At 65.3% G+C, this 26,535-nt stretch carries 28 protein-coding genes and 1 riboswitch; of the genes, 20 read left to right on the top strand and 8 right to left on the bottom strand.

All coding sequences use genetic code 11. From position 1 onward, the window contains the following. Positions 1–10 precede the first annotated feature (10 nt). Together PY310_RS17170 and PY310_RS17175 are read left to right on the top strand one after the other, a co-directional pair. Positions 11–1,354: an ammonium transporter gene (locus PY310_RS17170; protein ID WP_275215680.1), complete on the top strand. Its 1,344-nt coding sequence runs from the start codon at positions 11–13 to the stop codon at positions 1,352–1,354. After that, positions 1,351–1,689: a P-II family nitrogen regulator gene (locus tag PY310_RS17175; protein WP_056349123.1), complete on the top strand. Its 339-nt coding sequence runs from the start codon at positions 1,351–1,353 to the stop codon at positions 1,687–1,689. The genes PY310_RS17170 and PY310_RS17175 overlap by 4 nt, the downstream gene beginning before the upstream one ends. A gap of 94 nt (positions 1,690–1,783) precedes the next feature. Here PY310_RS17175 and PY310_RS17180 read toward each other — a convergent pair whose 3' ends face one another. Continuing rightward, entirely contained in the window at positions 1,784–3,187 is a 1,404-nt protein-coding gene (locus PY310_RS17180) for a glucose-6-phosphate dehydrogenase (protein WP_275215681.1), read from the bottom strand. A 99-nt stretch (positions 3,188–3,286) separates the two neighbouring features. Here PY310_RS17180 and ffh point away from each other — a divergent pair, with 99 nt between their 5' ends. Then, complete coding sequence (gene ffh / locus PY310_RS17185; protein WP_275215682.1) at positions 3,287–4,867, top strand: signal recognition particle protein; 1,581 nt, start codon at positions 3,287–3,289, stop codon at positions 4,865–4,867. A 102-nt stretch (positions 4,868–4,969) separates the two neighbouring features. Next, positions 4,970–5,704: an alpha/beta hydrolase gene (locus PY310_RS17190; RefSeq protein WP_275215683.1), complete on the top strand. Its 735-nt coding sequence runs from the start codon at positions 4,970–4,972 to the stop codon at positions 5,702–5,704. Here the strand turns inward: PY310_RS17190 and thiC are convergent. Then, positions 5,687–7,573: a phosphomethylpyrimidine synthase ThiC gene (thiC, locus tag PY310_RS17195; RefSeq protein ID WP_419095514.1), complete on the bottom strand. Its 1,887-nt coding sequence runs from the start codon at positions 7,571–7,573 to the stop codon at positions 5,687–5,689. The two genes, PY310_RS17190 and thiC, sit on opposite strands and share 18 nt — an antisense overlap. Beyond that, a riboswitch (TPP riboswitch) is annotated at positions 7,569–7,676 on the bottom strand. It overlaps the preceding gene by 5 nt. Positions 7,677–7,793: 117 nt before the next feature. Between thiC and PY310_RS17200 the strand changes: the two genes are divergently transcribed. The 16 genes from PY310_RS17200 to PY310_RS17275 all read left to right on the top strand — a co-directional run bounded on the left by PY310_RS17200 (position 7,794) and on the right by PY310_RS17275 (position 19,933). Then, complete coding sequence (locus tag PY310_RS17200) at positions 7,794–8,669, top strand: VOC family protein (protein WP_275215684.1); 876 nt, start codon at positions 7,794–7,796, stop codon at positions 8,667–8,669. A 114-nt stretch (positions 8,670–8,783) separates the two neighbouring features. Then, positions 8,784–9,221 (top strand): hypothetical protein, encoded by a 438-nt coding sequence (locus PY310_RS17205; RefSeq protein ID WP_275215705.1) that lies wholly within the window; start codon positions 8,784–8,786, stop codon positions 9,219–9,221. 208 nt (positions 9,222–9,429) lie between these two features. Continuing rightward, positions 9,430–9,846 carry a 30S ribosomal protein S16 gene (gene rpsP, locus PY310_RS17210; RefSeq protein ID WP_190989827.1) on the top strand — a complete coding sequence of 139 codons (417 nt, stop codon included), beginning with the start codon at positions 9,430–9,432 and terminating at the stop codon, positions 9,844–9,846. 1 nt (position 9,847) lies between these two features. Next, the gene (locus PY310_RS17215; RefSeq protein ID WP_056349097.1) at positions 9,848–10,090 is read left to right on the top strand and encodes an RNA-binding protein; all 243 of its coding nucleotides are present in this window, start codon (positions 9,848–9,850) and stop codon (positions 10,088–10,090) included. 113 nt (positions 10,091–10,203) lie between these two features. Further along, positions 10,204–10,749 carry a ribosome maturation factor RimM gene (gene rimM / locus PY310_RS17220; RefSeq protein WP_275215685.1) on the top strand — a complete coding sequence of 182 codons (546 nt, stop codon included), beginning with the start codon at positions 10,204–10,206 and terminating at the stop codon, positions 10,747–10,749. After that, positions 10,750–11,577, top strand: a complete 828-nt coding sequence (gene trmD, locus PY310_RS17225) for a tRNA (guanosine(37)-N1)-methyltransferase TrmD (protein WP_275215686.1) — start codon at positions 10,750–10,752, stop codon at positions 11,575–11,577. It abuts the gene before it with no gap. Positions 11,578–11,826: 249 nt separating this feature from the next. Beyond that, a complete protein-coding gene (gene rplS / locus PY310_RS17230; RefSeq protein ID WP_275215687.1) occupies positions 11,827–12,186 on the top strand; it encodes a 50S ribosomal protein L19 in 360 nt (119 codons plus the stop codon). 83 nt (positions 12,187–12,269) lie between these two features. Beyond that, the gene (gene lepB, locus PY310_RS17235; RefSeq protein ID WP_275215688.1) at positions 12,270–12,947 is read left to right on the top strand and encodes a signal peptidase I; all 678 of its coding nucleotides are present in this window, start codon (positions 12,270–12,272) and stop codon (positions 12,945–12,947) included. Then, positions 12,948–13,766 (top strand): signal peptidase I, encoded by an 819-nt coding sequence (gene lepB, locus PY310_RS17240; protein ID WP_275215689.1) that lies wholly within the window; start codon positions 12,948–12,950, stop codon positions 13,764–13,766. A gap of 167 nt (positions 13,767–13,933) precedes the next feature. Next, on the top strand, positions 13,934–14,551 hold the full coding sequence (locus PY310_RS17245; protein WP_275215706.1) for a ribonuclease HII: 618 nt from the start codon (positions 13,934–13,936) through the stop codon (positions 14,549–14,551). Positions 14,552–14,625: 74 nt separating this feature from the next. Beyond that, complete coding sequence (locus tag PY310_RS17250) at positions 14,626–14,952, top strand: DUF2469 domain-containing protein (RefSeq protein ID WP_111909356.1); 327 nt, start codon at positions 14,626–14,628, stop codon at positions 14,950–14,952. Positions 14,953–15,082: 130 nt separating this feature from the next. Continuing rightward, entirely contained in the window at positions 15,083–15,439 is a 357-nt protein-coding gene (locus PY310_RS17255; protein WP_275215690.1) for a YraN family protein, read from the top strand. After that, a complete protein-coding gene (locus PY310_RS17260; protein ID WP_275215691.1) occupies positions 15,440–16,984 on the top strand; it encodes a YifB family Mg chelatase-like AAA ATPase in 1,545 nt (514 codons plus the stop codon). 14 nt (positions 16,985–16,998) lie between these two features. Further along, positions 16,999–18,183 (top strand): DNA-processing protein DprA, encoded by a 1,185-nt coding sequence (gene dprA / locus PY310_RS17265; protein ID WP_275215692.1) that lies wholly within the window; start codon positions 16,999–17,001, stop codon positions 18,181–18,183. A gap of 51 nt (positions 18,184–18,234) precedes the next feature. Continuing rightward, on the top strand, positions 18,235–19,161 hold the full coding sequence (locus PY310_RS17270; protein ID WP_275215693.1) for a tyrosine recombinase XerC: 927 nt from the start codon (positions 18,235–18,237) through the stop codon (positions 19,159–19,161). Positions 19,162–19,429: 268 nt separating this feature from the next. After that, a complete protein-coding gene (locus PY310_RS17275; RefSeq protein ID WP_275215694.1) occupies positions 19,430–19,933 on the top strand; it encodes a DUF3145 domain-containing protein in 504 nt (167 codons plus the stop codon). 124 nt (positions 19,934–20,057) lie between these two features. Here PY310_RS17275 and PY310_RS17280 read toward each other — a convergent pair whose 3' ends face one another. From PY310_RS17280 to PY310_RS17305, 6 genes are all read right to left on the bottom strand, one after another. After that, entirely contained in the window at positions 20,058–21,293 is a 1,236-nt protein-coding gene (locus PY310_RS17280) for a beta-ketoacyl-[acyl-carrier-protein] synthase family protein (RefSeq protein WP_275215695.1), read from the bottom strand. 153 nt (positions 21,294–21,446) lie between these two features. Then, a complete protein-coding gene (locus PY310_RS17285) occupies positions 21,447–21,692 on the bottom strand; it encodes an acyl carrier protein (protein ID WP_066292130.1) in 246 nt (81 codons plus the stop codon). 81 nt (positions 21,693–21,773) lie between these two features. Further along, a complete protein-coding gene (locus tag PY310_RS17290) occupies positions 21,774–22,835 on the bottom strand; it encodes a beta-ketoacyl-ACP synthase III (protein ID WP_275215696.1) in 1,062 nt (353 codons plus the stop codon). Beyond that, entirely contained in the window at positions 22,832–23,761 is a 930-nt protein-coding gene (locus PY310_RS17295) for an ACP S-malonyltransferase (protein ID WP_275215697.1), read from the bottom strand. Before PY310_RS17295 ends, PY310_RS17290 begins: the two co-directional genes overlap by 4 nt. 88 nt (positions 23,762–23,849) lie before the next feature. Next, complete coding sequence (locus PY310_RS17300) at positions 23,850–25,094, bottom strand: PucR family transcriptional regulator (RefSeq protein ID WP_275215698.1); 1,245 nt, start codon at positions 25,092–25,094, stop codon at positions 23,850–23,852. A gap of 185 nt (positions 25,095–25,279) precedes the next feature. Next, the coding region (locus PY310_RS17305; RefSeq protein ID WP_419095515.1) for a transketolase-like TK C-terminal-containing protein at positions 25,280–26,535 on the bottom strand (1,256 nt) is incomplete at its 5' end.

The following is a 26,535-nucleotide window of genomic DNA, read 5'->3' on the forward strand; positions in this document are numbered from 1 at the left end:
GACGTGCACCATGGAACTTACCGCAGGTCACGTATGGCTCATGATTGCGGCAGCACTCGTGCTGTTCATGACACCGGGTCTGGCATTTTTCTACGGCGGCATGACGCGCGCCAAGGCTGCGCTGAACATGATGATGATGAGCTTCATTTCCATCGGCATGGTGGGCGTGGTCTGGGTGCTTTGGGGGGCTTCCATGAGCTCCGGCGAAGGGTTCTTCCAGATCGTCGGAAACCCGTTCGCCACCTTCGGCCTTGAAGGCATCACTTCCCCGGACGGCCTGATCAAGGTCGGCTACGCCGCCACCTTCGCCATTATCACGGTGGCCCTCATCAGCGGCGCTATCGCTGACCGTGCCAAGTTCGGCGCCTGGACTGTCTTTGTGCCCGTCTGGGTCACGCTGGTCTACTGCCCCCTGGCGTACATGATCTGGGGCGGCGGGCTGTTCGGCCCCGAGGGTGCCATTGGACAGGCCCTCGGCCCTGCCATCGACTTTGCCGGCGGCACGGTGGTCCACATCAATGCCGGCGTCGCGGCCCTCATCCTTGTCCTGATCATCGGCAACCGCCGCGGCTTCGGCAAGGACCCGAACCACCGCCCCCACAACATCCCGTTCGTGATGCTCGGCGCGGCCATCCTCTGGTTCGGCTGGTTCGGCTTCAACGCCGGTGCGGCTACCACGGCCGAGCAGGGCGGCCTGATCTGGATCAACACGCTCGCAGCCCCGGCAGCAGCCATGCTTGGCTGGCTCGTCACCGAACGCATCCGCGACGGCCACCCCACCTCCCTCGGTGCGGCCTCCGGTGTTGTGGCCGGTCTGGTTGCCATCACTCCGGCCTGCGCCAACGTCAGCCCTGTCGGTGCCCTCGGTCTCGGTGTCGTCGCCGGCGTGGCCTCCGCCCTGGCCGTCGGACTCAAGTTCCGTTGGGGCTTCGATGACTCCCTGGACGTTGTGGGCGTCCACCTGGTCTCCGGCATCATCGGCACCGTCGCCCTGGGCTTCATCGCCCTCCCCACTGACGGCGTGGGCGGCGGCCTCTTCTACGGTGGCGGCCTCACCCAGCTCTGGGCCCAGCTCGCAGCTGCCGGCATCGCCATTGCCTACTCGGCGATCCTCACCTTGATCATCGCCCTGGCTATCCACAAGACCATGGGCTTCCGCGTCTCCCAGGAGCAGGAGACCGTCGGTGTGGACCTCAGCCTGCACGCTGAGACGGCTTACGAATTCGGTGTGGGCGGGCAGGGCGGAAGCTTCCAGCCCCTGCACGAACTGATCACCGGGAAGTCCCCGGCCAGTGAGCTGTCCGCAGCCAAAACGACTCAGCCGGCTGCCGGCAAGGAAAGCGTGGAAGCATGAAACTGATCACAGCCATCGTCCGCCCGGAAAAGCTCGAGGCCATCCGGGAAGGTCTGGAGTCCTACGGAGTCCAGGGACTGACGGTCAGTGCCGCAAGCGGCTACGGCCGCCAGCGCGGTTACACCGAGGTCTACCGTGGCGCCGAGTACAACGTTGACCTCCTGCCCAAGATCCGGGTGGAAGTGCTTGCCACAGATGAGCAGGCCGATGACATCCTGGACGTCATCATCGCCAGCTCCAACACCGGACGCGCAGGCGACGGCAAGGTCTGGACGGTGGACGTCTTCGAGGCAGTGAGGGTACGCACCGGAGAACGCGGCGTGGCAGCAATCTAACAGCCACCACGCCGGACTTCAGTAGCCACTAAGCGGCAGTAAAGGACAGGGCGGGCAGGGAACCAGGTTCCCTGCCCGCCCTGTCCTTTCGGGCTTACTCCGCCGGCACCGAACCCTGCCAGCCTGCAGGACCTGCCGAGCCGGCGTCGTACTCTTCCAGCGGCACGGTCCCGCGCTGCCAGGCCTTCAGCACCGGTTCAAGGATCCGCCAGCAGTCCTCCGCGGTGTCCCCGCGGACTGAAAGCAGGGGATCCCCGTTCAGGACACCCTCCAGGACTTCGCCGTAGGGCAGCAGCTCCGAATCGCTGAGCTCCGCGTTCAGGGTGACCCTGCCGAGTGAGAAAATGTTGCCCGGCCCGTTGACGTCCACGTCGAACTGGAGGGTGTCCGGGCCGAAACCGATCCGCAGCTGGTTGGGGGAGTCCACCCCGGTGAACCCGCCAGGGAGGTGCGGGACGGGGAGGAAGGTCACCACAGCCTCTTTGCGTTTGGTGCCGAGGGCCTTGCCGGAGCGCAGGATGAAGGGAACCCCCTGCCAGCGCCAGTTATCGATATCCACCCGGACCTCCGCCAGGGTTTCCGTTTCCCGGGCCGCGTCCACACCCTGCTCCTTGACGTAGTCCGGGACCTTCTTGCCCGCGATCGAACCGGCCGTGTACCTGGCACGGTGGGTGGACTTCGCGTAGGGCGCGCTGATGCTGCTGGCGCGCAGCACAGTTGCCACCGCATCGCGCAGGTCGCGCTCGCCGATGGTGGCGGGCGGCTCAATGGCCATCAGTGCCATGATCTGCAGCAGGTGGCTCTGGATCATGTCCCGCAGCGCCCCGGCGGAATCGTAATACCGTGCACGCCCCTCGAGGGCCAGGTCCTCGTCGAAGATGATCTCCACCTTCTCCACGTGTTCCCGGTTCCAGACGGGCTCGAGGAAATTGTTGGCAAAGCGCAGGCCCAGGATGTTCAGCACAGTTGCCTTGCCGAGGAAATGGTCCACCCGGTGGATGTGGTCCTCGGGAACGAGTCCGGCGAGCGTCTGGTTCAGGGAACGGGCCGAGGCCTCGCTCGAGCCAAAAGGCTTCTCCATGACCAGCCGGGTTCCGGCCGGGACCTGGTCGCGGTGCAGGGATTCGCAGGCCAGTTGGCTGATCCTCGGCGGCAAGGCGAAGTAGATGGCGGTGGGACCTTCCAAGCCGGCCAGCAAGGCTGCCAGCGCCCCCTCCGCGGTGACGTCCACCTGGTGGTAGGTGGTGGCTTTCTCCAAGGTGGTCAGCGCTTTTCTCCCGGCGGCGTCCGCATCCTTTGCGGAGTCGGCGAATGCGTCGTGGACCCGGTCCTTCCACTGGTCACGGCTCCAGTCATCGGAGCCGGCACCCACCAGGGTCAGGCCGTCGGCGCGGCCTTTCGCCACCAGACGGGCCAGGCCCGGAAGGAGAAGGCGGCCGGTCAGGTCCCCGGAGGCCCCCAGGATGAGCAGGGTTTTTACACTCGTTTGGCTCGTCACCTTGCCAGCATGCCATCATGCAGGCCCGTCTTGGTACCCTAGATAGTCGAGTCCCCCTGTAGCTCCACCTGTAACTCCACTGAAAGAAGTGCGCGGCGCGTGTTCAATTCACTCTCTGACCGGTTGACAGCAACCTTCAAGAACCTCCGTGGCAAGGGCCGCCTCACCGAGGCTGATGTTGATGCCACAGTCCGCGAGATCCGCCGTGCCCTCCTGGATGCCGATGTTGCCGTGCCGGTGGTGCGCGAATTCACCGCCCGGGTCCGTGAACGCTCCCTCGGGGCTGAAGTATCCGGTGCGCTGAACCCCAGCCAGCAGATCGTCAAGATCGTCAACGAGGAACTGGTCGAGATCCTCGGCGGCGAAACCCGCCGCATCCGGCTTGCCAAGACCGGCCCCACCATCATCATGCTGGCCGGCCTCCAGGGTGCCGGTAAGACGACGCTGGCAGGCAAGCTCTCCAAGTGGCTCAAGGCCCAGGGGCACAGCCCCATGCTGGTGGCCTGCGACCTCCAGCGCCCCAACGCCGTCACCCAGCTCCAGGTGGTGGGCAAGCGCGCCGGCGTGCCCGTCTTTGCGCCGCACCCCGGTGCCACCTCCACCGAACTGGACCACCCGGCCGGTGACCCGGTCGCCGTCGCCCGTGCCGGCGTCGAGGAAGCCAAGCGCACCCTGCACGACGTCGTCATCGTTGATACCGCCGGCCGGCTGGGCGTCGACGCCGAAATGATGGAGCAGGCGCGCCAGATCCGCCGCGCCATCGTGCCCAACGAAGTGCTGTTCGTGATCGACTCCATGATCGGCCAGGACGCCGTGAACACGGCGATGGCCTTTGATGAAGGGGTCAACTTCACGGGCATTGTGCTTTCAAAGCTCGACGGCGATGCCCGCGGCGGTGCCGCGCTTTCGGTTGCGTCCGTCACCGGCAAGCCCGTGATGTTCGCGTCCACCGGTGAAGGTGTGGACGACTTTGAGCTCTTCCACCCCGACCGCATGGCCTCCCGGATCCTGGACATGGGCGACGTCCTCACCCTGATCGAGCAGGCCGAGAAGAACTGGGACAAGGACGAAGCAGCCCGGATGGCGAAGAAATTCGCTGACCAGGAAGACTTCACCCTGGACGACTTCCTGGCGCAGATGCAGCAGATCCGCAACATGGGCTCCATGAAGAAGATGCTCATGATGATGCCCGGCGCGCAGAACATTCGCCAGCAGCTGGAGAACTTCGACGAACGTGAGATCGACCGCGTCGAGGCAATCGTCCGCTCCATGACCCCGCACGAGCGCGTGGCACCGAAGATCATCAACGGCTCCCGCCGCGCCCGCATCGCCAAGGGCTCCGGTGTGCACGTCTCCGAGGTCAACGGCCTGCTGGAGCGCTTCGCGCAGGCCCAGAAGATGATGAAGAAGATGGCCCAGGGCGGCATGCCGGGCATCCCCGGAATGCCTGGCCTGGGCGGTCCGGGCGGCGCACGGAAGGGCGGCAAGAACGCCCCGAAGAAGAAGGCCCGTTCCGGCAACCCGGCCAAGGCGGCCCAGGAACTCAAGGATGCCGAGGCCCGGCGCGCAGGTGCGGCGAAGGCCCTGCCGACGGGCGCTGCCTTCGGCCAGCAGTCCGGCGACTTTGATCCCTCGCAGCTGAACCTGCCCAAGGGCTTCGACAAGTTCCTCGGCAAGTAATCGCCCGCCCAACCAGGTAGCAGTAAGTGTCGTTATGAGCGCTCAAAACGACACCTGCTGCTACCTACTTTTGATGTCATTGCCGTGGAATAGGGTTGGGTCATGTTCAAGCAGAGGATAGTGTTCGTGCACGGCGCCGGACCGTTCGGGGCGGCGGCTTGGCCGCGGCAGCACGGCATGGCGCTGAAATACGATGCACTCTTTCTTCGGCGGCACGGATTCGATGCCGCAGCTGAACCGGTTGACTCCTCCTTTGACGAAGACACCGCGATTGTGCTCAGATCCCTGGCCGATGACGGCCGGGGGGCCGCCGGCGGTCACGTGGTGGCGCACGCCGAGGGTGCCATCTCGGCCATGATGGCAGCCGTCGAGCGTCCGGACCTGGTGTATTCACTGACGCTCGTGGAACCGGCGTGTCTGTCACTGACTGCTGAACTGCCGGCCACCGCCGCGCACCGCGCGCTCATGCAACCCCTCTTCGAGGTCCGGCATCAACTGGGTGACGAGGACTTCCAGCGCGAGTACATCCGGCGCATGTTCGCCGTGGATCTCCACGAGCCGGCGTCCACGGAGGAGAGGCGTTCGGCGCGCAGGCTTCGGCTGCAGGCACCATCGTGGGAAGCGCCGCTGCACATCGTGCCGGGCGTCCCCACCATGGTGTTGACCGGGGGATGGGAGCCGCTTTACGAGGAGATCGCCGGTTACCTGAGGGAGACCGGCGCCCTGCACCGCATTGCTGCGGGCGGGCACCGGCCTCAGGATTCGGTTGAAGGCGACCGTGCCATCCGGTCTTTCATTGCCGGCGTCAGCCGGTCACCGTCAGTCCAGGCCTCCTGAGGACTCTGCTCCTGCCTCTTGGGGGAGCTTAAGTTCGGGCAAATAGACCTTCCCGCCCATGGCCAGGAACTCCTCACTCTTTTCCCGCATGCCGCTGTAAATCCCGGCAATGGCGGCCTGCGCATCGGCGGAACCGTATTCGTCCCGGATGTCCTGGCTGATCTTCATGGAGCAGAACTTCGGACCGCACATGGAGCAAAAATGTGCGGTCTTCGCGGGCTCGGCCGGCAGTGTCTCATCATGGAATGCCTCGGCGGTCACCGGATCCAGGGACAGCGCAAACTGGTCGCGCCAACGGAACTCGAACCTGGCCTTGGACAGGGCATCGTCCCGCGCGTGCGCGCCGGGGTGGCCCTTGGCGAGGTCGGCGGCGTGGGCGGCGATCTTGTAGGTGATCACCCCCGTCTTGACGTCGTCCTTGTTGGGCAGGCCCAGGTGTTCTTTGGGTGTGACGTAGCAGAGCATGGCGGTACCGTACCGGGCGATCTCCGTCGCCCCGATCGCCGAGGTGATGTGGTCATAGCCCGGAGCGATATCCGTGACCAGAGGCCCCAGCGTATAAAACGGGGCCCCGTTGCAGAGCTCCTGTTGGCGCTCCACATTCTCCCGGACCAGATGGAACGGCACGTGGCCGGGGCCCTCCACCATCACCTGAACGTCGTATTCCCAGGCGCGCCGGGTGAGCTCGGCGAGCGTGTCCAGTTCCGCGAACTGGGCGGCGTCGTTGGCGTCCGCCGTGGCCCCCGGGCGCAGCCCGTCGCCCAGCGAGAACGCGACGTCGTACTTGGCGAAGATTTCGCACAGTTCATCGAAGTGGGTGTACAGGAAGTTCTCCTGGTGATGGGCAAGGCACCAGCCCGCCATGATCGACCCGCCGCGCGAGACGATCCCCGTCACGCGGTTGGCCGTCAGCGGCACATAGCGCAGTAGCACGCCGGCGTGGATCGTCATGTAATCCACGCCCTGCTCACACTGTTCGATGACCGTGTCGCGGAAAATCTCCCAGGTCAGCTTGTTGGCCTCCCCGTTGACTTTCTCCAGCGCCTGGTAGATGGGCACGGTGCCGATGGGGACGGGGGAGTTGCGGATGAGCCATTCACGGGTGGTGTGGATGTCGTCGCCGGTGGAAAGATCCATCACGGTGTCTGCACCCCACTGGGTGGCCCACTGCAGCTTGTCCACTTCCTCGGCGATGGAGCTGGTGACGGCCGAGTTGCCGATGTTGGCGTTGATCTTCACCAGGAATGCCTTGCCGATGATCATGGGCTCGGATTCGGGATGGTTGATGTTGTTGGGGATAATGGCGCGGCCGGCGGCCACTTCGCTGCGGACGAGTTCCACGTCGCAGTTTTCGCGCAGCGCAACGAACCTCATCTCCGGCGTCACCTGTCCCTGCCGGGCGTAGCGCATCTGTGTGACGGTTTTGCCTCCGACGGCGCGGCGGGGCACCGGTTGCGCCCCTTTCCACTCCGCGGAGGCGGCGCCGCGGCGCACGGCCGACTTGCCGTCGTCGAGCAGGTTCCGTTCCCTGCCGCTATACGGTTCGGTGTCAGCGCGCGCCACAATCCAGGGAAGCCGGAACGGGCTCAGACCCACCACGGGATCGCTGCCCGGACCGGACGTCCGGTAGACCCGGAAGGGGCCGTTCGCGTCGCCGTTGGGTGACGGCTCGAGGGCAATTTCCGTGACCGGCACCCTGATTCCGGAAGATGCGTCATCGATGAACGCCAACGAGTGGGACTTCAGGGACTGGGTTTCCGGAGACCGGTCCTGTGCCGGCCCGGTTACGGCAGCTTCAGTGTCCGTGGCCGCCAAGGCGGTGGCAGTGGCATTTTGGACAGGGAGGGGCCATGCTTTTTGCGTACTCAAGGGAATACTCACTTCCTTCGCCGGCATTACCCGGACAGGTTCAACGGTCGCAGGCCGCGTCAGCCCGATCTCAGCCCCTGCAAGGGCACCCGTGTGGTCAAGACGAAGCTACCACAGCCGGTAGGGATGCCCGAAGAACACTTGAATTAAATTGAAGCTTCAAGTAAATTAGATGCATAGCGGCTTTCACTCCGAAGGCCGGCGGACCGGGAGCGTTCACATGACTGCAGAAGCCACCACACAGGATCTACTTCCTGCCGACCTCTCCATGGGCACGGTGATGCTCAAGGTAGGTGACATGAAGCTGATGACCGACTACTACCAGCGGGCCCTGGGCCTGGAAATCGTCGCCGAAGAAGACGGCGGCCTGTACCTTGGCCGCCGCCAGCGTCCCCTGGTCCACCTGGCCCCTGCTCCTTCGCTGCATCTGCCGGGCAGGGGAGAAGCCGGCCTGTTCCACACGGCCCTCCTTTTCGAAGACCAGGCCGCGCTGGCTGCCACCGTGGCCACCGCTGCCCAGTACGAGCCACGGCTTTTCACCGGCAGCGCCGACCACCTGGTGAGCGAGGCCTTCTACTTCAACGACCCCGAGGGCAACGGCATTGAGCTTTACTGGGACCGGCCCCGCAAGAACTGGTCCTGGAACGGCACCGAAGTAGTAATGGACAGCCTGGCGCTCCCACCCCAGCGCTACCTTGAACAGCACCTCAGCCAGGAATCCCTGGACAGCCAGCTGGGAACCGAAGCCGGAGTGGGGCACATCCACTTGCAGGTGGGGGACGTCCACTCAGCGCACGAGTTCTATGTGGGCACCCTGGGATTTGAAAAGACCGCCGGTTGGCACGGGCAGGCCCTGTTCGTCTCGGCCGGCCGCTATCACCACCACATGGCCATGAACGTCTGGAACAGCCGCGGCGCCGGCCCCCGCAAGGACACTCTCGGCCTCGGCGAAGTGCTCATCGAAGTGCCGTCCGGAGACGACGTCGGCGCCCTCGCTGACCGCCTGAAAGTCGCCGGAGTGGCCTCCCACCACACAGGTGCCGAGTTGCGCTTTGAGGATCCGTGGCGCAACAACATCCGCGTTGCTGTCCGCTGACTGACCCTGGCCGGAAGTCAGCCCTGCCATGTACTAGGCTGATTTTGAACGGCCGGGGCTGCACTGGGTGCTGCCCGCGCGGGCCGCACCGTCGACGGAATGAGGGCTGTTCCCATGGGCTTCACTGAAATCTTTGTAGCTAGCCACGATGCCGCGCTGAAACGCGCCGGCGTGCTCGATGCCGGCGGCTCGCCGTCGGGACCAGGGCTGAGGATCCCGGGCGTCAGTGACTTCGAGATCGAGCAGCTGGGCGACCTCGCCGGCACGGCTGTACATGCCGGCGGCGAAGGCTATGAACTCGCAATGGTGGACGTTTCCAGCGACTCCCTTCTTGGCGTACCCTCGGCCATGGTGCGGGCTCTCGCGGACCTCCTCACCTACGAAACCGAGGGCGAGGGCAACGTGCTGGACGACGTCGCCGAAAAGTGGGCCGCCCAGGACGATATGCCGTTCGGTGCCGCCGACGCCCGCACCTACATCCAGCAGCTCGCTGAGCTGGCCAGTGGAGTTGACGACGCCGACCGGACCGGTTTGTACGTCTGGTCCTCCTAGTATCCTGGCGTTTTCGGGTCCGCCCCGCCGGCCCCGACCCGTCTCAAGTCGAAATCCTGACGCTGATCTGGCACAATAAACAGGTACTCGATCTGCGTGGCCCCTCTCTCCGCGTCCGGATCCTGTCCTTAGAACCCGCAAGTATGGCCCGCCCCACGGGTGCAGAACGTCGGTTCACCCCTTTTCTGAAACAGGAGTGACCACAAAAGTGGCCGTAAAGATTCGCCTTAAGCGCTTCGGCAAGATGCGCGCACCGTACTACCGCATCGTCGTTATGGACGCACGCTCCAAGCGTGACGGCCGTGCCATCGAAGAGATCGGCAAGTACCACCCCACCGAAGAGCCCTCATACATCGAGGTCGACACGGACCGCGCCCAGTACTGGCTCGGCGTCGGCGCACAGCCGTCCGAGCAGGTTGCCGCGATCCTCAAGATCACCGGTGACTGGCAGAAGTTCAAGGGCCTGCCGGGCCAGGAAGGCACCCTGAAGACCAAAGCTCCCAAGGCTGCCTTTGTTGCCCCGGAAAAGGGTTCCGTGATCATCCCGGAAGCCATCACCAAGAAGGCGAAGCAGTCTGACGCCGCCGAGGCCCCGGCCGAAGCAGAAGCCACCGAGGCTGAGTAGATTGCTGGCAGAAGCGCTCGAACACCTGGTCCGGGGAATCGTTGATTCGCCGGAAGACGTCAAGGTCAGCTCCAAGAACAACCGGCGCGGGGACACCCTCGAGGTCCGGGTTCACCAGGATGACCTGGGACGGGTGATCGGCCGCCAGGGGCGCACCGCACGTGCATTGCGCACCGTGGTTGCGGCACTGGCAGACGGCGAACCGGTAAGGGTCGACGTCGTCGACACCGACCGTCGCCGCTAAGCGCTCGGCAGTACCAGTTTTTTTGCACCGGCCCTTCCACCTGTCAAGGTGGAGGGGCCGGAGTGCTTTCATCCCAACACCGTGGATCATCCCACGACCGAACAGAGGAACACATGCAGCTTCAGGTGGCACGAATCGGCAAACCGCACGGAATCCGCGGGGAAGTGACGGTCCAGGTGCTCACTGATGCTCCCGCCGACCGGTTTGTTCCGGGCACCGAGTTTGTGGTGGAGCCGGCCTCAGCCGGGCCGCTGACTGTTGAGAGTGCCCGCTGGAATAAAGACATTCTGCTGCTCGCTTTCGAGCAGATCGAAACCCGCAACCAGGCCGAGACCCTCCGCGGGGCGAAGCTGTTCATCGAAACCGAAGAGCTGGATGAGGATGACGACGAAGGCTGGTACGAGCACGAACTGGTGGGCCTCGAAGCCAGGGTGGGCTCTCAGGTGGTGGGCAAGGTTGCCGCCCTGCACACCCTGCCCGTCCAGGATCTGCTGGTGATTGAAGACGCTGACGGCAAGGAAATCCTTATCCCCTTCGTTGAGCAGATTGTTCCGGAGGTTAATGTTGCCGGGGGTTACATCCTGCTCACGCCGCCTGACGGGCTCTTTGAGATCAACGCCGACGACACTGCGCCCGGCGAAGCTGAGGGCAACGCGTAGATGAGAATCGACGTCGTCAGCATTTTTCCCGAATACCTGGCTCCCCTGGAGCTTTCGCTCATCGGGAAGGCCCGGCAGGATGGCCTGCTGGACCTCCACGTCCATGATCTTCGCGCGTTCACCACCGACAGGCACCGCACCGTGGATGACACCCCTTACGGTGGCGGGGCCGGCATGGTGATGAAGGCCGAGCCCTGGGCGCAGGCGCTGGCCTCGGTGGCCGGGGAGGGCAGCGGGACCAAGCCGGTGCTGATCGTTCCGTCACCGGCAGGGGAGCGGTTTACCCAGGCACTTGCTTATGAGCTCGCCGAAGAGGAGCAGCTTGTTTTTGCCTGCGGCCGCTACGAAGGAATCGATGAGCGTGTGATCGAATGGGCGGCCGAGCACTTTACGGTGCGGCCGGTGAGCCTGGGTGACTACGTACTCAATGGTGGCGAAGTGGCCGTCCTGGCCATGGTCGAGGCCATCGGCAGGCTCCTGCCCGGCGTGGTGGGCAACCCCGAATCCCTGGTGGAGGAGTCCCACTCCGACGGGCTGCTCGAATATCCGGTCTACACCAAGCCGTCCGTGTGGCGGGACCGGGAGGTGCCGGCGGTGCTCCTGAGCGGCAACCACGGGAAAATCGCGCAGTGGCGCCGCCACCAACAGTACCGGCGGACGGCGGAACGCCGCCCCGACCTGCTCGAAACGTTCGACGCCGGAAAGCTGCCGCGCGCCGACCGGACTGCCTTCTACGAACTCGGGTACGACGTCGTCGACGGTCACCTCCGGGCCCGGCCACCGGTGGACGGTGAGGACGCCCAGCGGGGCGCAGACGCTTCGGCCTAGCGGGATCGACTGCAGCAACGGCAATTGGCTGAAGGGCCGCGAGTGTGGCAAAATTAGTCTTTGTGTCTGCTGGGTCCGCACCTGCCACAGGGGGAGCGCAACCAACAGCTTAGACAACCGGTACTTTCAATCAGTGAAAGAACCGGACCACTTAACTTTCGGCGGCAATCTCCGGGACGTCCTGCGTTCCCGGGCCTGTCCGCCGTAACCCAAAGTGAATGACCTGTGGCGTTCACCAGGAGTGCAATTATGCATATTCTCGATTCCGTAGATGCCGCCTCGCTGCGCAGCGATGTTCCCGAGTTCCGCGCGGGTGACACCCTCAAGGTTCACGTGAACATCATCGAAGGCAAGAACTCCCGTGTCCAGGTCTTCCAGGGCTTCGTCCTGGGCCGCCAGGGCGACGGCATCCGCGAAACCTTCACGGTCCGCAAGGTTTCCTTCGGCGTCGGCGTGGAGCGTACCTTCCCGGTTCACTCCCCGATCATCGACAAGATCGAACTCGTCACCAAGGGTGACGTGCGCCGCGCCAAGCTTTACTACATGCGTGAACTGCGCGGTAAGGCTGCAAAGATCAAGGAAAAGCGCGACTTCCAGACCGCCAAGTAAGTCCTCAGGACCTACAAAGCAGGCCCAGCCGTGCCAGGGCAGCGCCAGAGCCACCAGCAACAGCGCCCCAGGAAATACGGAACATGGACCAGACAAAACGCCAGCCCGGAAGAACGGGCTGGCGTTTTGCGTTCCTGGCGCTTTTCCTGGCCGTGGTTGTCAGCGGACTTGTCCGTTCACTGTGGCTTGACGTCTATTTCATCCCCTCCGACTCCATGGAACCCGTCCTTGAAGACGGCGACCGCATCCTGGTCTCCAGGACGGACTTCGACAATGAGCCGATCCGCCGGGGCGACATCGTCGTCTTTGACGGCCGGGGATCCTTTGCCCCGCTGAACAGCGGAAAGGGTCCCGTGCTGGACTCCGTCACCGCGGCCGCCCAGTGGCTCGGCCTCGCCGGAAGCGACACGACTTATGTTAAAAGGGTCATCGGGCTTCCCGGAGATACCGTGATCTGCTGCGACGCCGGCGGAAAGATCACCGTGAACGGGATGGCCCTTGAGGAGCCCTACCTCTTCCCCGGAGACAAGCCCAGCACGCAGGTATTCACTGCCGTGGTACCCGAGGGAAGGCTGTGGCTCCTGGGCGACCACCGCTCGGTTTCCGCTGATTCACGAAGCCTGCTCGGTGCCCCGGGCGGCGGCATGGTGCCTTTGTCCAGGGTTATTGGCAGGCCGGTCCAAATCGTCTGGCCGCTTGATAGATTTGCAGAAGTACCACGGCCGCCCGCGGCAGGACCAACCACAGAGAACGGACCGTAGATGCCCGAGAACAATGCGCCGACACCTGAGACGCCTCGTGACGGCGTTTCAGGAAGTGCCGCTCAGCCAGTTACCGACGGCGGTACTGAAGTGCCGCCGTCGTCACCGGAACGTGGCAGGCGCGGATCTTCGAAGGCAACGGACGGCGCGCCCAGCCAGATCTTCGTGTGGCTGAAGGAAGTAGCCACTGTGGTGGTCATTGCCGTGGTGCTGTCCTTCCTCATCAAGACGTTCCTGTTCCGGGCGTTTTACATCCCTTCCGAGTCAATGGTGAACACGCTGGACGTCAACGACCGGATCTTCGTGAACCTCCTGGTGCCCGAGCCGTTCGCCCTTTCCCGCGGCGACGTGGTGGTCTTCCGGGACACCCAGGGCTGGCTGGCCGCGGCACCGGAGAAGGATTCGGGTCCCTTTACGTGGGTACAGGACGGCCTGACGTTCGTTGGCCTGCTGCCCGACAGTTCGGAGCAGCACCTCGTCAAGAGGGTCATCGGGCTCCCCGGAGACCATGTGATCTGCTGCGACGCCGCCGGTAAACTGACCATTAACGGAACCTCGCTTGATGAAACCTACGTCAACACCGCCGAGGAACCTCAGATCCGCGAATTTGACGTCGTTGTTCCGGAAGGGAAGGTGTGGGTCATGGGCGATAACCGTAACCACTCGGCGGATTCCCGCTCGCATCAGGATGTCAACGGCGGCTTCGTCGATCTGGTTGATGTGGAGGGCAAGGCTGCTGTCATCGCGTGGCCGCTCAACCGGATCTCCGTCCTGGACAATTACCCTGACGTCTTCCGGAACGTGCCCGCAGGGAAGTAGCCGTGTCCACAGCCTCACCAGCAGTCCCGGCTTCTGCTGGACTTCCTGCCGCTCCTGCCCCTTCTCCGGCTCCTGCCGGGCCGCGGGCACGTCCTGCCACGGGGCCCCGTTCCAAAGCTCCCACGCTTCGGCATGAGCGGACGTTTAAGGCCCAGGGCGCCCGCTACCTGGCAGGCGTCGACGAAGTGGGCCGCGGAGCCCTGGCCGGGCCCGTGAGCGTAGGAATTGCCGTGGTGGACCTCCTCACCCAAAAACCGTTGGCAGGCGTGCGCGACAGCAAACTGCTCAGTCCCCCCGAAAGGGAGCGGCTGGAACCCCTGGTGCGGAGTTGGAGTGTGGCGTCGGCAGTGGGGCACGCCTCCGCGCAGGAGATCGACGCACTGGGAATCATCGCCGCACTGCGGCTGGCAGGGACCCGGGCCTGGTTGGAGATCCTCGCTGCTGGCGTGAGCCCGGACATTGTGCTGCTCGATGGCAGCCACAACTGGCTCTCGCCGGCAGGACAGTTGTCCCTGTTCGAGGAGCCGGTGCTGGAACAAGGCTGCGAGGCTCCGGTCCACACCAAGGTCAAAGCGGACATGCAATGCCTGAGCGTGGCGGCCGCCAGTGTGATCGCCAAAGTGGAGCGCGACCAGCAGATGCGCGGGCTGCACACCGAATATCCCGGTTATGGCTGGGACATCAACAAGGGTTACGCCACAACCATCCACCGCGACGCGCTCCGGGCGGCCGGCCCCACCCCCTACCACCGGGTGAGCTGGAACCTCCTGGGCGGGGACCTCTGATTCCCGACCCCTCGCGGGGCGCATGATCCCGTGCCCGGGCGACCCGGGTGTCCTTGATGGTGCAAGATGGAAGCATGAGCGCTGAGGATCTTGAAAACTATGAAACCGACATGGAGCTGCAGCTCTACCGTGAATACCGGGACGTCGTCGGGCTCTTCAGCTATGTCGTCGAAACGGAGCGCCGGTTCTACCTCGCCAATCATGTTGACCTCCAGGCCCGCAGCGCTGACGGTGAGGTCTACTTCGACCTGACCCTGCAGGACGCCTGGGTGTGGGACGTGTACCGCTCGGCCCGGTTTGTAAAGACGGTCCGGGTGCTGACCTTCAAGGATGTCAACGTCGAGGAACTGCCGCGCAACGAGGAACTGGCATTGCCCAAGGACGTTGACCTCGGCAACTGACGGCACCCGACGTCCGTCTCTCTTCCTCCACAAGCCGCCTTGTCACGTGATGGTCTGAGGTTACCCACATAGGCCGATAACTTTTCGCCGCCCGCCCTCCAGCCGCCGCAGGCTTGGAGCGGAGGTAGAAATGAAACCTAAAGACCTGTTGGGCCGGCGCGGCGAGGAGCTCGCCGCCGGGTATCTTGAATCGCTGGGCATGCTGGTGGTGGAGCGGAACTGGCGCTGCACCGAAGGCGAAATAGACATTGTGGCCCTGGACGGGGACGCACTGGTGATCGCCGAGGTGAAAACCCGGCGGTCCATGGACTACGGGCACCCCTTTGAAGCCGTGGGCGCGGCGAAGCTCGCCCGCCTCCATCGGCTCGGTGCCGCCTGGTGCCGGGACCGCGAGCTGAGAATGCCGTTGCGGCGCGTGGACGTGGTTGCCGTAGTGGACGACGGCGGCGGCGACCCTCTGGTGGAACACCTTCGGGGGGTGGGGTAGATGGCACTCGGCCGGACCTACTCCGTGGCGCTGGTGGGGTTGAACGGATACATCGTCGAGGTCGAGGCTGACATCGGCCAGACGTTGCCCGCATTCGTGATTCTCGGCCTGCCGGACGCGGCCCTCAATGAGGCCAAAGAGCGGATCCGGTCCGCAGCGAAAAACTCCGGCATTCCCTTGAGCAGGCGGAAGATCACAGCCAACCTCATTCCGGCGTCGCTGCCCAAACGCGGTTCGGGCTTTGACCTTGCCGTCACCATGGCCGTCCTGCGGGCCGCGAATGACATCCGGCCCACCGACCGGACTGTCTTCATTGCCGAACTCGGCCTGGACGGACGCCTCCGGCCCATCCGCGGGATCCTGCCCGCAGTGATGGCCGCTGTGCAGGCCGGCTATCAGGACGTGGTGGTAGCGCAGGCCAACCTCGCCGAGGCAGCGCTGGTCCCCGGGGCCAGTGTCAGGGGATACCGGACCCTCGCCCGGCTTGCCTTCGATTTCGGGGCGGATCCGCAGGAACTGGCACTGGACTTCGAACCCGACGACGAGCCCGGTGACGGGGATGCCGCACAGGATGCCCCTGCTGTCCCGGACATGGCCGATGTCTCCGGCCAGGGTGATGCCCGGCGCGCGCTGGAGGTGGCCGCCGCCGGGGCCCACCACCTGCTTCTGACAGGACCGCCCGGCGCGGGAAAAACCATGCTTGCGGAGCGGCTCCCCGGGCTCCTGCCGGACCTGGCCGATAACGAGGCCATGGAAGTCACAGCCATCCACTCACTGTGCGGGCTGCCTTCGTCCACCGCCCACCTTTTACGGCGTCCGCCGTTTGAGAACCCCCATCACTCAGCCACGGCGGCGGCGATCATCGGCGGCGGATCCGGATTGCCCCGCCCCGGTGCGGCATCGCGGGCACACCGCGGGGTGCTGTTCCTGGACGAGGCACCGGAGTACGAACGCAGGGTCCTGGACGCCCTGCGACAACCGTTGGAAAGCGGCGAGCTGGTCATTCACCGGTCGGCTGGAACAGCCGCCTACCCTGCCCGCTTCCAGCTGGTCCTGGCAGCGAATCCGTGTCCCTGCGGCAAAGCCTCGGGAAAGGGCCTGGACTGCACTTGCACGCCCATGATGAGGCGCCGCTACGTGGCAAGGATGTCGGGCCCGCTCCTGGACCGGGTGGATATCCAGCTCCAGGTGGAGCGCGTGTCACTGGCAGACTTTGGCCAGGCGGGGGCCGAGGAAGACACCGCCGCGGTGGCAGGCAGGGTGAAGGACGCCCGCGGACGGCAAGCGGAACGGCTGCACCCACATGGGCTGGAAACGAACGCCCAAGTGCCCGGCCGGATTCTGCGCGGAGCGTTACGGCTGCCGGCATCGGCCACCCGGATTCTGGACCATTCCCTGGAGCGGGGCGTCCTGACGGCCAGGGGTTATGACAGAGTGCTGCGGCTTGCCTGGACGCTGGCGGACCTGTCGCACCGCGACTCGCCGGACACCAACGACATCGGCCAGGCCCTTGGCCTGCGGCAGGCTGCCTCGGCAGCTGCATGAAGGACGGATACAGCATGGACAACGAACGGATTGCCCGGGCAGCGCTGTCGCGGCTGATGGAACCCCAGGATGCGGCGGGCCTCGCGCTCGTTCAGGCGGCTGGCGCCGAGGAGGCCCTGCGGATTGCCACGGGCCAGGCTACGGCGGGGCCGGGGCTGGAGCAGGAAATCACGGGTCTGCTGGCTGACAACGGCGCCGGCTCCAGTTGGGGCGGCCTGTCTGCAGCGCGGAAGCGGTGGGCGCCGCGCATACCGGATCTGGCCCCCGAACGCGATCTGGCAACGATGGCCCGCCTGGGCGGACGGGTGATCATCCCGTCAGATGAGCTCTGGCCCAAACAGCTCGGAGACCTGGGCATTCACGAGCCCATCTGCCTCTGGTGGCGGGGCGTGGAGCAGGAACTTCCTGGGGCGGCCCGCAGCGTGGCGCTGGTGGGTTCGCGCGACAGCACCAGCTACGGCGCCTCTGTAACGGGGGACCTGGCCTACTCTCTGGCCCAGCGGGGCTTCACCGTCGTTTCCGGGGGCGCGTACGGTATAGATGCTCATGCCCACAGGGCGGCGTTGGCCGGGGGATCCGGTCCCGTCCCGACCATTGCTGTCATGGCAGGTGGCGTGGACCGGTTCTACCCCTCCGGCAACGAAGACCTCCTCCGGGCCGTGTGCAACCAGGGAGCTGTGCTCGCCGAGGTCCCGCCGGGATCGGCCCCTACCCGTTACCGCTTTCTTCAACGGAACAGAGTCATCGCTGCCCTGGCCGCAGTGACCGTGGTGGTGGAAGCCCGGTGGCGGTCGGGAGCGCTGAATACGGCCCATCATGCGGAGAATCTTGGCCGTGCCGTCGGGGCGGTCCCTGGTTCCGTTCACAGTGCGAATTCGGCCGGCTGCCATCGCCTGCTCCGTGACGGGGGCGCCGTCTGCGTGACCGACGCCGCTGAGATCGCCGAACTGGCTTCACCCAGTGGCGAGGCACTCACTGAGCCGGGTGCGGCGAGGCAGGCCGAGCATGATGGCCTGACGTTGGAAGACCTGATCCTGCTCGATGCCCTGCCCCTTCGCTCAACCACCTCGGTGGAGAAGTTGTGTGCCGTCGCCGGCCTCAGCGTTGAATCGGTCCGTGCCGGGCTGGGCAGGCTCGGGCTGCTGGGGCTTGCGGTCTCCGAGCGCGGCGGCTGGAAGCGGGCCAAGGATTCCGGCTAATTGGCTGTGTCCCGGACCCCTTGGAGGGCAGGGTTCTGGGACAGTGGAACGGTGGATAATCAGGAACTGCCCCCGCCGTTTGAGCGGGCGCTGGCAGGCTTTGGCCGGTATCTGGAGGCAGAACGGGCCCGGTCCGATCACACCCGACGGGCTTACCTTGCCGATCTGCGGGGCTTCCTGGAATTCGCCGTCTCGGAAGGCATCACGGACCTCCCGGACTTGGAGCTGGCCACCTTCCGCAGTTGGCTGGGCGCCCAAAGCCAGGCCGGCATGGCCCGCTCCACGCTGGCCCGGAGGTCAGCCACCGCACGGTCCTTCACCACGTGGGCCGTGCGGGAGGAACTCATCGCCGTGGACCCTGCCCTGCGGCTCAGGGCACCCAAAGCGGAAAAGTCGCTGCCGGGGGTCCTTCAGGCCCAACAGGTCCTGCGGCTGCTGGCCAGCCTGGAAGACGCGGCCGCAGACGGCTCGCCCGTTGCGGTGCGGAACCGTGCCATGGTGGAAGTCCTTTACGCCACCGGGCTTCGGGTGGGGGAGTTGGCCGGTCTGGATGTGGACGACCTTAATCCGGACCGACGAACCCTCCGGGTCATCGGTAAAGGCAACAAGGAACGGACCGTCCCTTACGGCGTTCCGGCAGCCGTGGCCCTCGACGACTGGCTCCGCCGGGGCAGACCTCTGCTGGCCACGGAGCGCAGCGGCCCGGCCCTGTTCCTCGGCACGAGAGGCAACCGCGTTGACCAGCGCCAGGTGCGCTCCGTGGTCAAGGACCTCTTCGAGGCCCTGGGCGATACATCCGCGACCGGCCCGCATGCCCTGAGGCACTCCGCGGCCACGCACCTGCTGGACGGCGGAGCGGACCTTCGTGCCGTCCAGGAAATCCTCGGCCACAGCAGCCTGGCCACCACCCAGATCTACACGCACGTATCGGTGGATCGGCTGCGCAGAAGTTACCAGCAGGCGCATCCCCGAGCCTGAACCCGCCGGGCGCCTCCTACGGGAGGACCGCCGGCGGGCCGTTCACGTATTCCTCGTCGCACTGGCGTAATGAGGCGGGGTACGGCACAATAAGAGTCACGTCCGGCAACTTTCAAGTTTCGCTTGAAGCTCCTTCGCTTCGCGCGGAACAGCGAGTCCGGACACAGCTTAATATCAGCAGGAGCACCGCCGCTGGAACCACAGCACGGGCAGTTTCATCCAGGCAGAGGTCGTTGGGGAAGACGTACCTACAGCTATGGAGGATGGAATGTCTGTTGCAATGACCCGCGGTGTGCTGTTCGTACACTCGGCGCCTACGGCGCTGTGCCCGCACGTCGAGTGGGCTATCGGATCCGTCGTGGATAAGCGAACGGATCTTGAGTGGACCCCTCAACCTGCCGCGCCCGGAATGTTTAGGGCCGAGCTCTCCTGGACCGGCACCCCGGGCACCGGCTCCCTACTGGCGTCCTCGCTTCGTGGTTGGGCGCACCTGCGCTATGAGGTCACGGAGGAACCCAGCCAGGGCGTCGATGGCGGCCGCTGGTCCCACACCCCCGAACTAGGAATTTTCCACGCCACCACCGATGTCCACGGCAACATCACGGTGTCAGAGGACAGGATCCGCTACGCCTACGAATCAGGCGCAGGCGATCCGTCCGCTGTTTACCACGAACTCTCCCTTGCCCTCGGTGAGGCCTGGGATGAGGAACTCGAGCCTTTCCGCCACGCCGCGGAGGGTGCACCCGTCCGCTGGCTGCACCAGGTGGGCTGAGAACCGCCGGACGCCTTCAAACCGTGCGTCCCGCCGTCGTCCATCAATCTCCATAGCAAAAAGGAGGCCCCGCCGTTGTGCAGTGCACAACGGCGGGGCCTCCTTTGTCTCAGCGGGGCTGGTCTTAGACGCTGCGGACGGCGATGACGGCGTTGTGGCCGCCGAAACCGAACGAGTTGCTGAGCGCCACAATGTCCCCTGCCGGAAGGTCCCGGGCTGAAGTGACAACGTCCAGGGGGATCTCAGGGTCCTGGTTCTCGAGGTTAATGGTCACGGGCGCCTTGCGTTCATAGACGGCCAGCACCGTCAGTACTGCCTCCACGGCGCCTGAGGCACCGAGGAGGTGTCCCATCTGCGATTTGGTGGCGGAGACTGCCACGCTGTCGAGGTGGCTACCCAAGGCAGCGTAGAGAGCCGTGTACTCGGGCTTGTCACCGACCGGGGTGGAGGTGGCGTGCGCATTGACGTGGACCACATCTTCGGCCTGGATACGGCCGTCGAACATGGCTGCCTTCAACGCGCGGGTGGCGCCCAGGCCCTGGGGGTCCGGAGCAGTGATGTGATAGGCGTCAGCGGTCACGGAGGTGCCGGCGAGTTCACCGTAGATGCGGGCACCGCGGGCAAGGGCGTGTTCCTCGGCCTCGAGGACCAGCGCGCCGGCGCCTTCGCCCATCACAAAGCCGTCGCGGGCGAGGTCATAGGGACGGGAGGCGCCCTGCGGGTCGTCGTTGCGGCGCGACAGCGCCTGCATGGAAGCGAACGCGGCCAGGGGCATGGGGTGGATGGCCGCCTCGGCGCCGCCGCACATGACCACGTCGGCCTTGCCGGAGCGAATGAGGTCCAGGCCCAGGTGAAGGGCCTCGGTGCCGGATGCACAGGCCGAAACAGGGGTGTGGGCGCCCGCGCGGGCGCCAAGATCGAGGCTGACGGCCGCTGCGACGCCGTTGGGCATCAGCATGGGCACCGTCATCGGGAGGACACGGCGGGGCCCTTTCTCCTTCAGCGTGTCCCAGGCATCCAGCAGGGTCCACACGCCGCCGATGCCGGTGGCGAAGGCGACCGCAAGGCGGTCGTGGTCGATTTCGGTGATGCCGGAATCCGCCCATGCCTCACGGGAGGCGATGACCCCAAACTGGGTGGACGGGTCCATCCGCTTGGCTTCGACACGGCTCAGGACATCCAATGCCGGGGTGGTGCAGCGGGCGGCGAAGTGGACGGGCAGTTCGTATTTGGCAACCCAATCGTCCTCCAGGGTGCGGGCACCGGAGACGCCCTTCAATGCGTTGTTCCACATTGTCGGTACGTCGCCGCCGATGGGTGTGGTGGCACCCAGACCGGTAATGACTACTTTGCGTGTCATTGGATCACTCTCTGTCGGTGGGCAGGCCGTATCCGGTTACTCCGGCGGGGTCCCGCGTGTTGGGCAGCTAGTGCCCGGAAATAGGGTGGACTGCCGGCCCCGCCGATGGGGCGGGCCGGCAGTCCTGTCAGCCTTAAGGGGCCGAAGCCTTGGCTAGGCCTGTGCGCCGGCGATGAAGCTCACGGCGTCGCCCACGGTCTTGAGGTTCTTGACCTCTTCGTCCGGGATGCGCACGCCGAACTTCTCTTCGGCGTTAACCACAATGGTCATCATGGAGATTGAGTCGATGTCCAGGTCCTCGGTGAAGGACTTGTCCAGTTCGACAGCCTCGGGGGCCAGGCCGGTTTCTTCGTTGACGATTTCGGCCAGGCCGGACAGGATCTCTTCATTGCTAGCCATTGACGGCTCCTTTTCTTGTTATTGCCGGCAGGGGATGCCGGAAACGGTTCAGCCCGCGGGGGTGCGGCCTGTGTGGGACGTTTAAGGAAGAACGATGACCTGCGCACCGAAAACCAGCCCGGCGCCGAAGCCGATCTGGAGGGCGAGGCCCCCGCTGAGCTCAGGGTTTTCCTTCAGCAGGCGGTGGGTGGCCAGGGGAATGGACGCGGCCGAGGTGTTTCCGGCATCGGCAATGTCCCGGGCTACCTTGACGGACTCGGGAAGCTTGAGCTTCTTGACCATCTCATCAATGATCCGCATGTTGGCCTGGTGGGGAATGAAGGCGACGAGGTCTTCGGCTTTGACACCGGCGGCCACGAGCGCCTGCTCTGCCATCTTGGCCATTTCCCAGACTGCCCAGCGGAAGACGGTCTGCCCGTCCTGGCGGAGCGTGGGGTACAGTTCCTGCGCCTCTTCCAGCAGGGCGAAGTCACCGGACTCATCGGACTGCCGGGCGGCCATGCTGAGGTCCCGCACATCAAGGATGGAACGCGTCATGCCGATCGCATCCCATTTGCTGCCGTCCGAGCCCCACACCGAAGGGCCGATGCCCGGGGTGTCTGACGGGCCGATGACAACGGCGCCGGCGCCGTCGCCGAGGAGGAAGGAGATGGTGCGTTCCCGGTTGTCGATAACATCGGAGAGCTTTTCCGCCCCCACCACCAACACGTACGTTGCGGCACCGGAACGAACCAGGGCATCAGCCTGCGCGATGCCGTAGCAGTACCCTGCGCAGGCCGCGGAGATGTCGAAGGCAGGTGCCGGCGTCGCGCCGATGCGCTCGGCCACGGCAGCAGCAGCTGAGGGCGTGGCGTAGGGGTGCGTGACGGTGGATACGATCACGGCACCGAGCTGAGAGGCGTCGATTCCTGCCTTTTCGAGGGCCTCCTGCGCTGCACCTGATGCCATGTCGATGACGCTGACATCAGCGGAGGCCCGGTGGCGCGTGATGATCCCCGTGCGCTGGCGGATCCATTCGTCGGAAGAGTCAATCCACTGGCAGACGTCCTCGTTGGTGACGATGACGTCCGGCCGGTAAGCGCCCAGGCCGAGGATGCGGCTGTACTGGTTGACGGGTGACTGGTTAAGCGTGGGAACGCTCATGCGTCTCCCTCCAATTCTGCGAAGAGTGCCAGTGCGGCCGTGAGGTCGTCAGGGGTTTTGACTGCGACGGTTTTGACGCCGGGCATGCCGCGCTTTGCGAGGCCAGCCAGCGTGCCTGCCGGTGCGAGTTCAATCAGGCCAGTGACGCCGCGCTGCAGCAGCGTCTCCATGCACAGGTCCCAGCGGACCGGCCGGGAGACCTGGGCAATGAGGCTATCGACGGCGGCCTCGCCGTCGATCACTTCACGGCCGTCAAAGTTGGACAGCAACGGCACCTGCGGCTTCTGCGGCTTGAGGGCCGGCTTCAGCGCTTCCAGGGCGCTCACCGCGGGGGACATGTGCGACGTGTGGAAAGCTCCCGCTACCTTCAGGGGGATCACGCGTGCCTTGGCCGGCGGATGGTCCGCGAGGGCCTTGAGCTGTTCGAACGTCCCCGCAGCCACGGTCTGGCCGGCGCCGTTCACGTTGGCCGGGGTGGCTCCGGACGCTTCGATGGCGGCCAGCACCTCGGCCGGATCGCCGCCCACCACGGCGCTCATGCCGGTCGGGGTCACAGCTGCGGCCGCGGCCATGCTGTTGGCCCGTTCGCGGACAAACGTCATGGCTTCTTCTTCGGTGAGCACTCCAGCCAGGGCCGAAGCAGTGATCTCACCGACAGAGTGCCCGGCAAGGATCACCGGGAGGGAGCCAAGTTCGACGTCGAACAGGGACCTTGCGGCAACCAGCCCGGCAGCCACGATCAGGGGCTGCGCAACGGCAGTGTCCTTGATGGTGTCCTCATCCGAGGTGGTCCCGTGCGCTGTCAGGTCGATGCCTGCAATCTCGCTAAGGGAGGCCAGGTGGCCTGCTACCGAAGGCAGTTCCAGCCAAGGGGCCAGAAAACCCGGGGTCTGTGAGCCCTGTCCAGGGCAGACTATTGCAAGCACTTAACCAGCTTTCCAAATTACTGTGACATTCCGTGGTGTTTCTCTGCACCAAGCTCAAGGGGTCAGATTGTAGGAAGTCTACAACGAGTCAGGACTGATTCCGCGCCGGATTACGTTCGGCGGGCGCTTTAGGCGGCGCGGCAAGACGGCCCACCACAAGGGCTGCCTGCAGCACAAACGCTTCGCGGGGAAGGAGCGGATCCCAGCCGGTGACGTCGCAGACGCGCTTGAGCCGGTACCTCACCGTGTTGGCGTGCACAAAGAGTTCCCGCGCTGTCGCCTCCAGTGAATGGCCGAGCTCGAGGTAGGTGCCCAGCGTCTCCACCAGCCCGTTTGAGGCGGCAACCAGGGGGCGGTAGATGTTTTTGACGAGGGAGCGGCGCGCCGCCTCGTCACCGGAAATGACGCGTTCAGGCAGCAGGTCGTCCGCCGCTACCGGCCGTGGGGCCGAGGGCCAGGCGCGCGCGGCGGTCAGGCCGGCGAAGGCCGACTGGGCCGATCCGCTGGCTTCCAGCAGCGAGCCGGCCTCGGCGCCGTAGACCACCGGTCCGGGCGCGAACATTTCGCTGAGCTTAAGGTACGCGGTCTCGCGGTCCTGAACGCCGCCGAGGATCAGGATCAGACGGTCACCCTGAATTCCCACCAGGGCGTCTTCCGCGTAGCGCCCGGCCAGACGACGCAATTCGCTGACATAGCTGGCGCTGGGCTCGGAGGGGGAATTTCCCACCATGACGGTGAAGCGCTCCTGGGCTTTCCAGCCCAGGGCAGCGATCCTTGACCGCAGCGCATCCGTGTTTTCGCCCCGCAGGATGGCGTCCACGATCAGCGCCTCCAGCCGGGTGTCCCACGAACCGCGCGACTCGGCGGCCCTGGCATAGACATCTGCAGCCGCGAATGCCACTTCACGGGAGTAGCGCAGGACGGCCTCCCGGAGCGAGGGCTGGTCCGCTTCGGGGGCGATCACCGGCACCTGGTCCTCCACCACCTCCACCACGATCCGGATCAGCTGGAGGGCTTTCTGCAGGCTGATGGACCTGGTCAGCTCGGTGGGGGCCGTACCAAAGACGTCGGAGAGGATCCACGACGGCGAACTGGGGCGCTCATACCAGGTGACAAATGCGGCGATGCCGTTCTGCGCAACCATGCCCAGGGCCGAACGTTCGTCGGAGCTGAGCCGGGAGTACCAGGGCAGTGACTTCTCCAACTGCCGCAGTGTGGTGGTGGACAGCTGGCCGACGCTCGCCCTGAGTTTTTTCAGGGTTTCAGACTTCTCCGGCGCGGTGCTGCGCGAAGCCGGCTTGCGCTTCGCAGTCGGGGTGGTTGGCTCAGGCATCTTCTGAGCATACGGCGCCCGCCCCGCAAGCTCCATTTTGTGCAAAGGCTACAACGTCGGCGGATGTGCGTCACAGGCGCAAGCCCGCACGGCAAAAGGAAGGGAACGACGACGGCGGCCCCCTCCTTTCGGTGGGGACCGCCGTCGTCGTTCATTTCGGCTGACCGTTGATCAGCGCCCGCTGATCAGGACTCGCCGCCGGCATTGCCGGTGGAACCGGCATTGACGTTGTGGAGGCGGTACTTTTCGATGGCCTGGGCCGGGGCCTGGGCATCAACTTCACCACGGCGCGCCAGCATCTCCAGGGAACGGACCACGATGGAGTGGGTGTCGTTTTTGAAGAAGCGGCGGGCTGCGGCGCGGGTGTCGGAGAAGCCGAAGCCGTCTGCGCCGAGGGTGGCGAATTCGTTGGGCACGAATTGGCGGATCTGGTCCGGGACGGCTTTCATGTAGTCCGAGACTGCCACGACGGGGCCGGTGGCCCCTGCGAGCTGCTGGGTGACGAACGGGACGCGGGCGGGCTTGCCGGGGTTGAGGAAGGCTTCTTCCTCGGCGGCCATGCCGTCGCGGCGCAGTTCGGTCCAGGACGTGACGGACCAGACGTCCGCGGAGACGCCCCAGTCCTCGGCGAGGATCCGCTGGGCCTCGATGGCCCAGGGGACTGAGACGCCGGAGGCCAGGATCTGGGTCCGGGGACCGTCGATCTTTGCCGGGGCGAGCAGGTAGATGCCTTTCAGGACGCCGTCGACGTCGAGGTCCTCGGGTTCCGCGGGCTGGGTGATCGGCTCGTTGTAGACCGTGAGGTAGTACATCAGGTTCCGGTCGGTGGAGTCGGGTCCGTACATGCGTTCGATGCCGTCGCGCATGATGTGGCCGATTTCGTAGCCGAACGCGGGGTCGTAGGTCACAACGGCCGGGTTGGTGGAGGCGAGCAGCGGCGAGTGGCCGTCAGCGTGCTGGAGCCCTTCGCCGGTCAGGGTGGTCCGCCCGGCGGTGGCGCCGATGATGAAGCCGCGGGCCATCTGGTCCCCGGCGGCCCAGAACGCGTCGCCGGTGCGCTGGAAGCCGAACATGGAGTAGAACACGTAGACCGGAACCAGCGGCACGCCGTGGGTGGCGTAGGAGGTGCCGGCGGCGGTGAACGCGGCCACGGCGCCGGCTTCGTTGATGCCGGGGTGGATCAGCTGGCCTTGCGCGGATTCCTTGTAGGCCAGGACGAGGTCGCGGTCCACGGAGAGGTAGTTCTGACCCTTGGGGTTGTAGATCTTGGCCGTGGGGAAGAACGCGTCCATGCCGAACGTGCGGGCTTCGTCGGGGATGATCGGGGCGATGTGCTTGCCGAAGTTCTTGTCCCGCATGAGGTCCTTGAGGAGCCGGACGAAGGCCATGGTGGTCGCGGCCTGCTGCTTGCCCGAACCGCGTTTGGCGACCTCGTAGGTCT

The organism is Pseudarthrobacter naphthalenicus (genome assembly GCF_029076445.1).
GTDB classification, from domain to species: Bacteria; Actinomycetota; Actinomycetes; order Actinomycetales; family Micrococcaceae; genus Arthrobacter; species Arthrobacter naphthalenicus.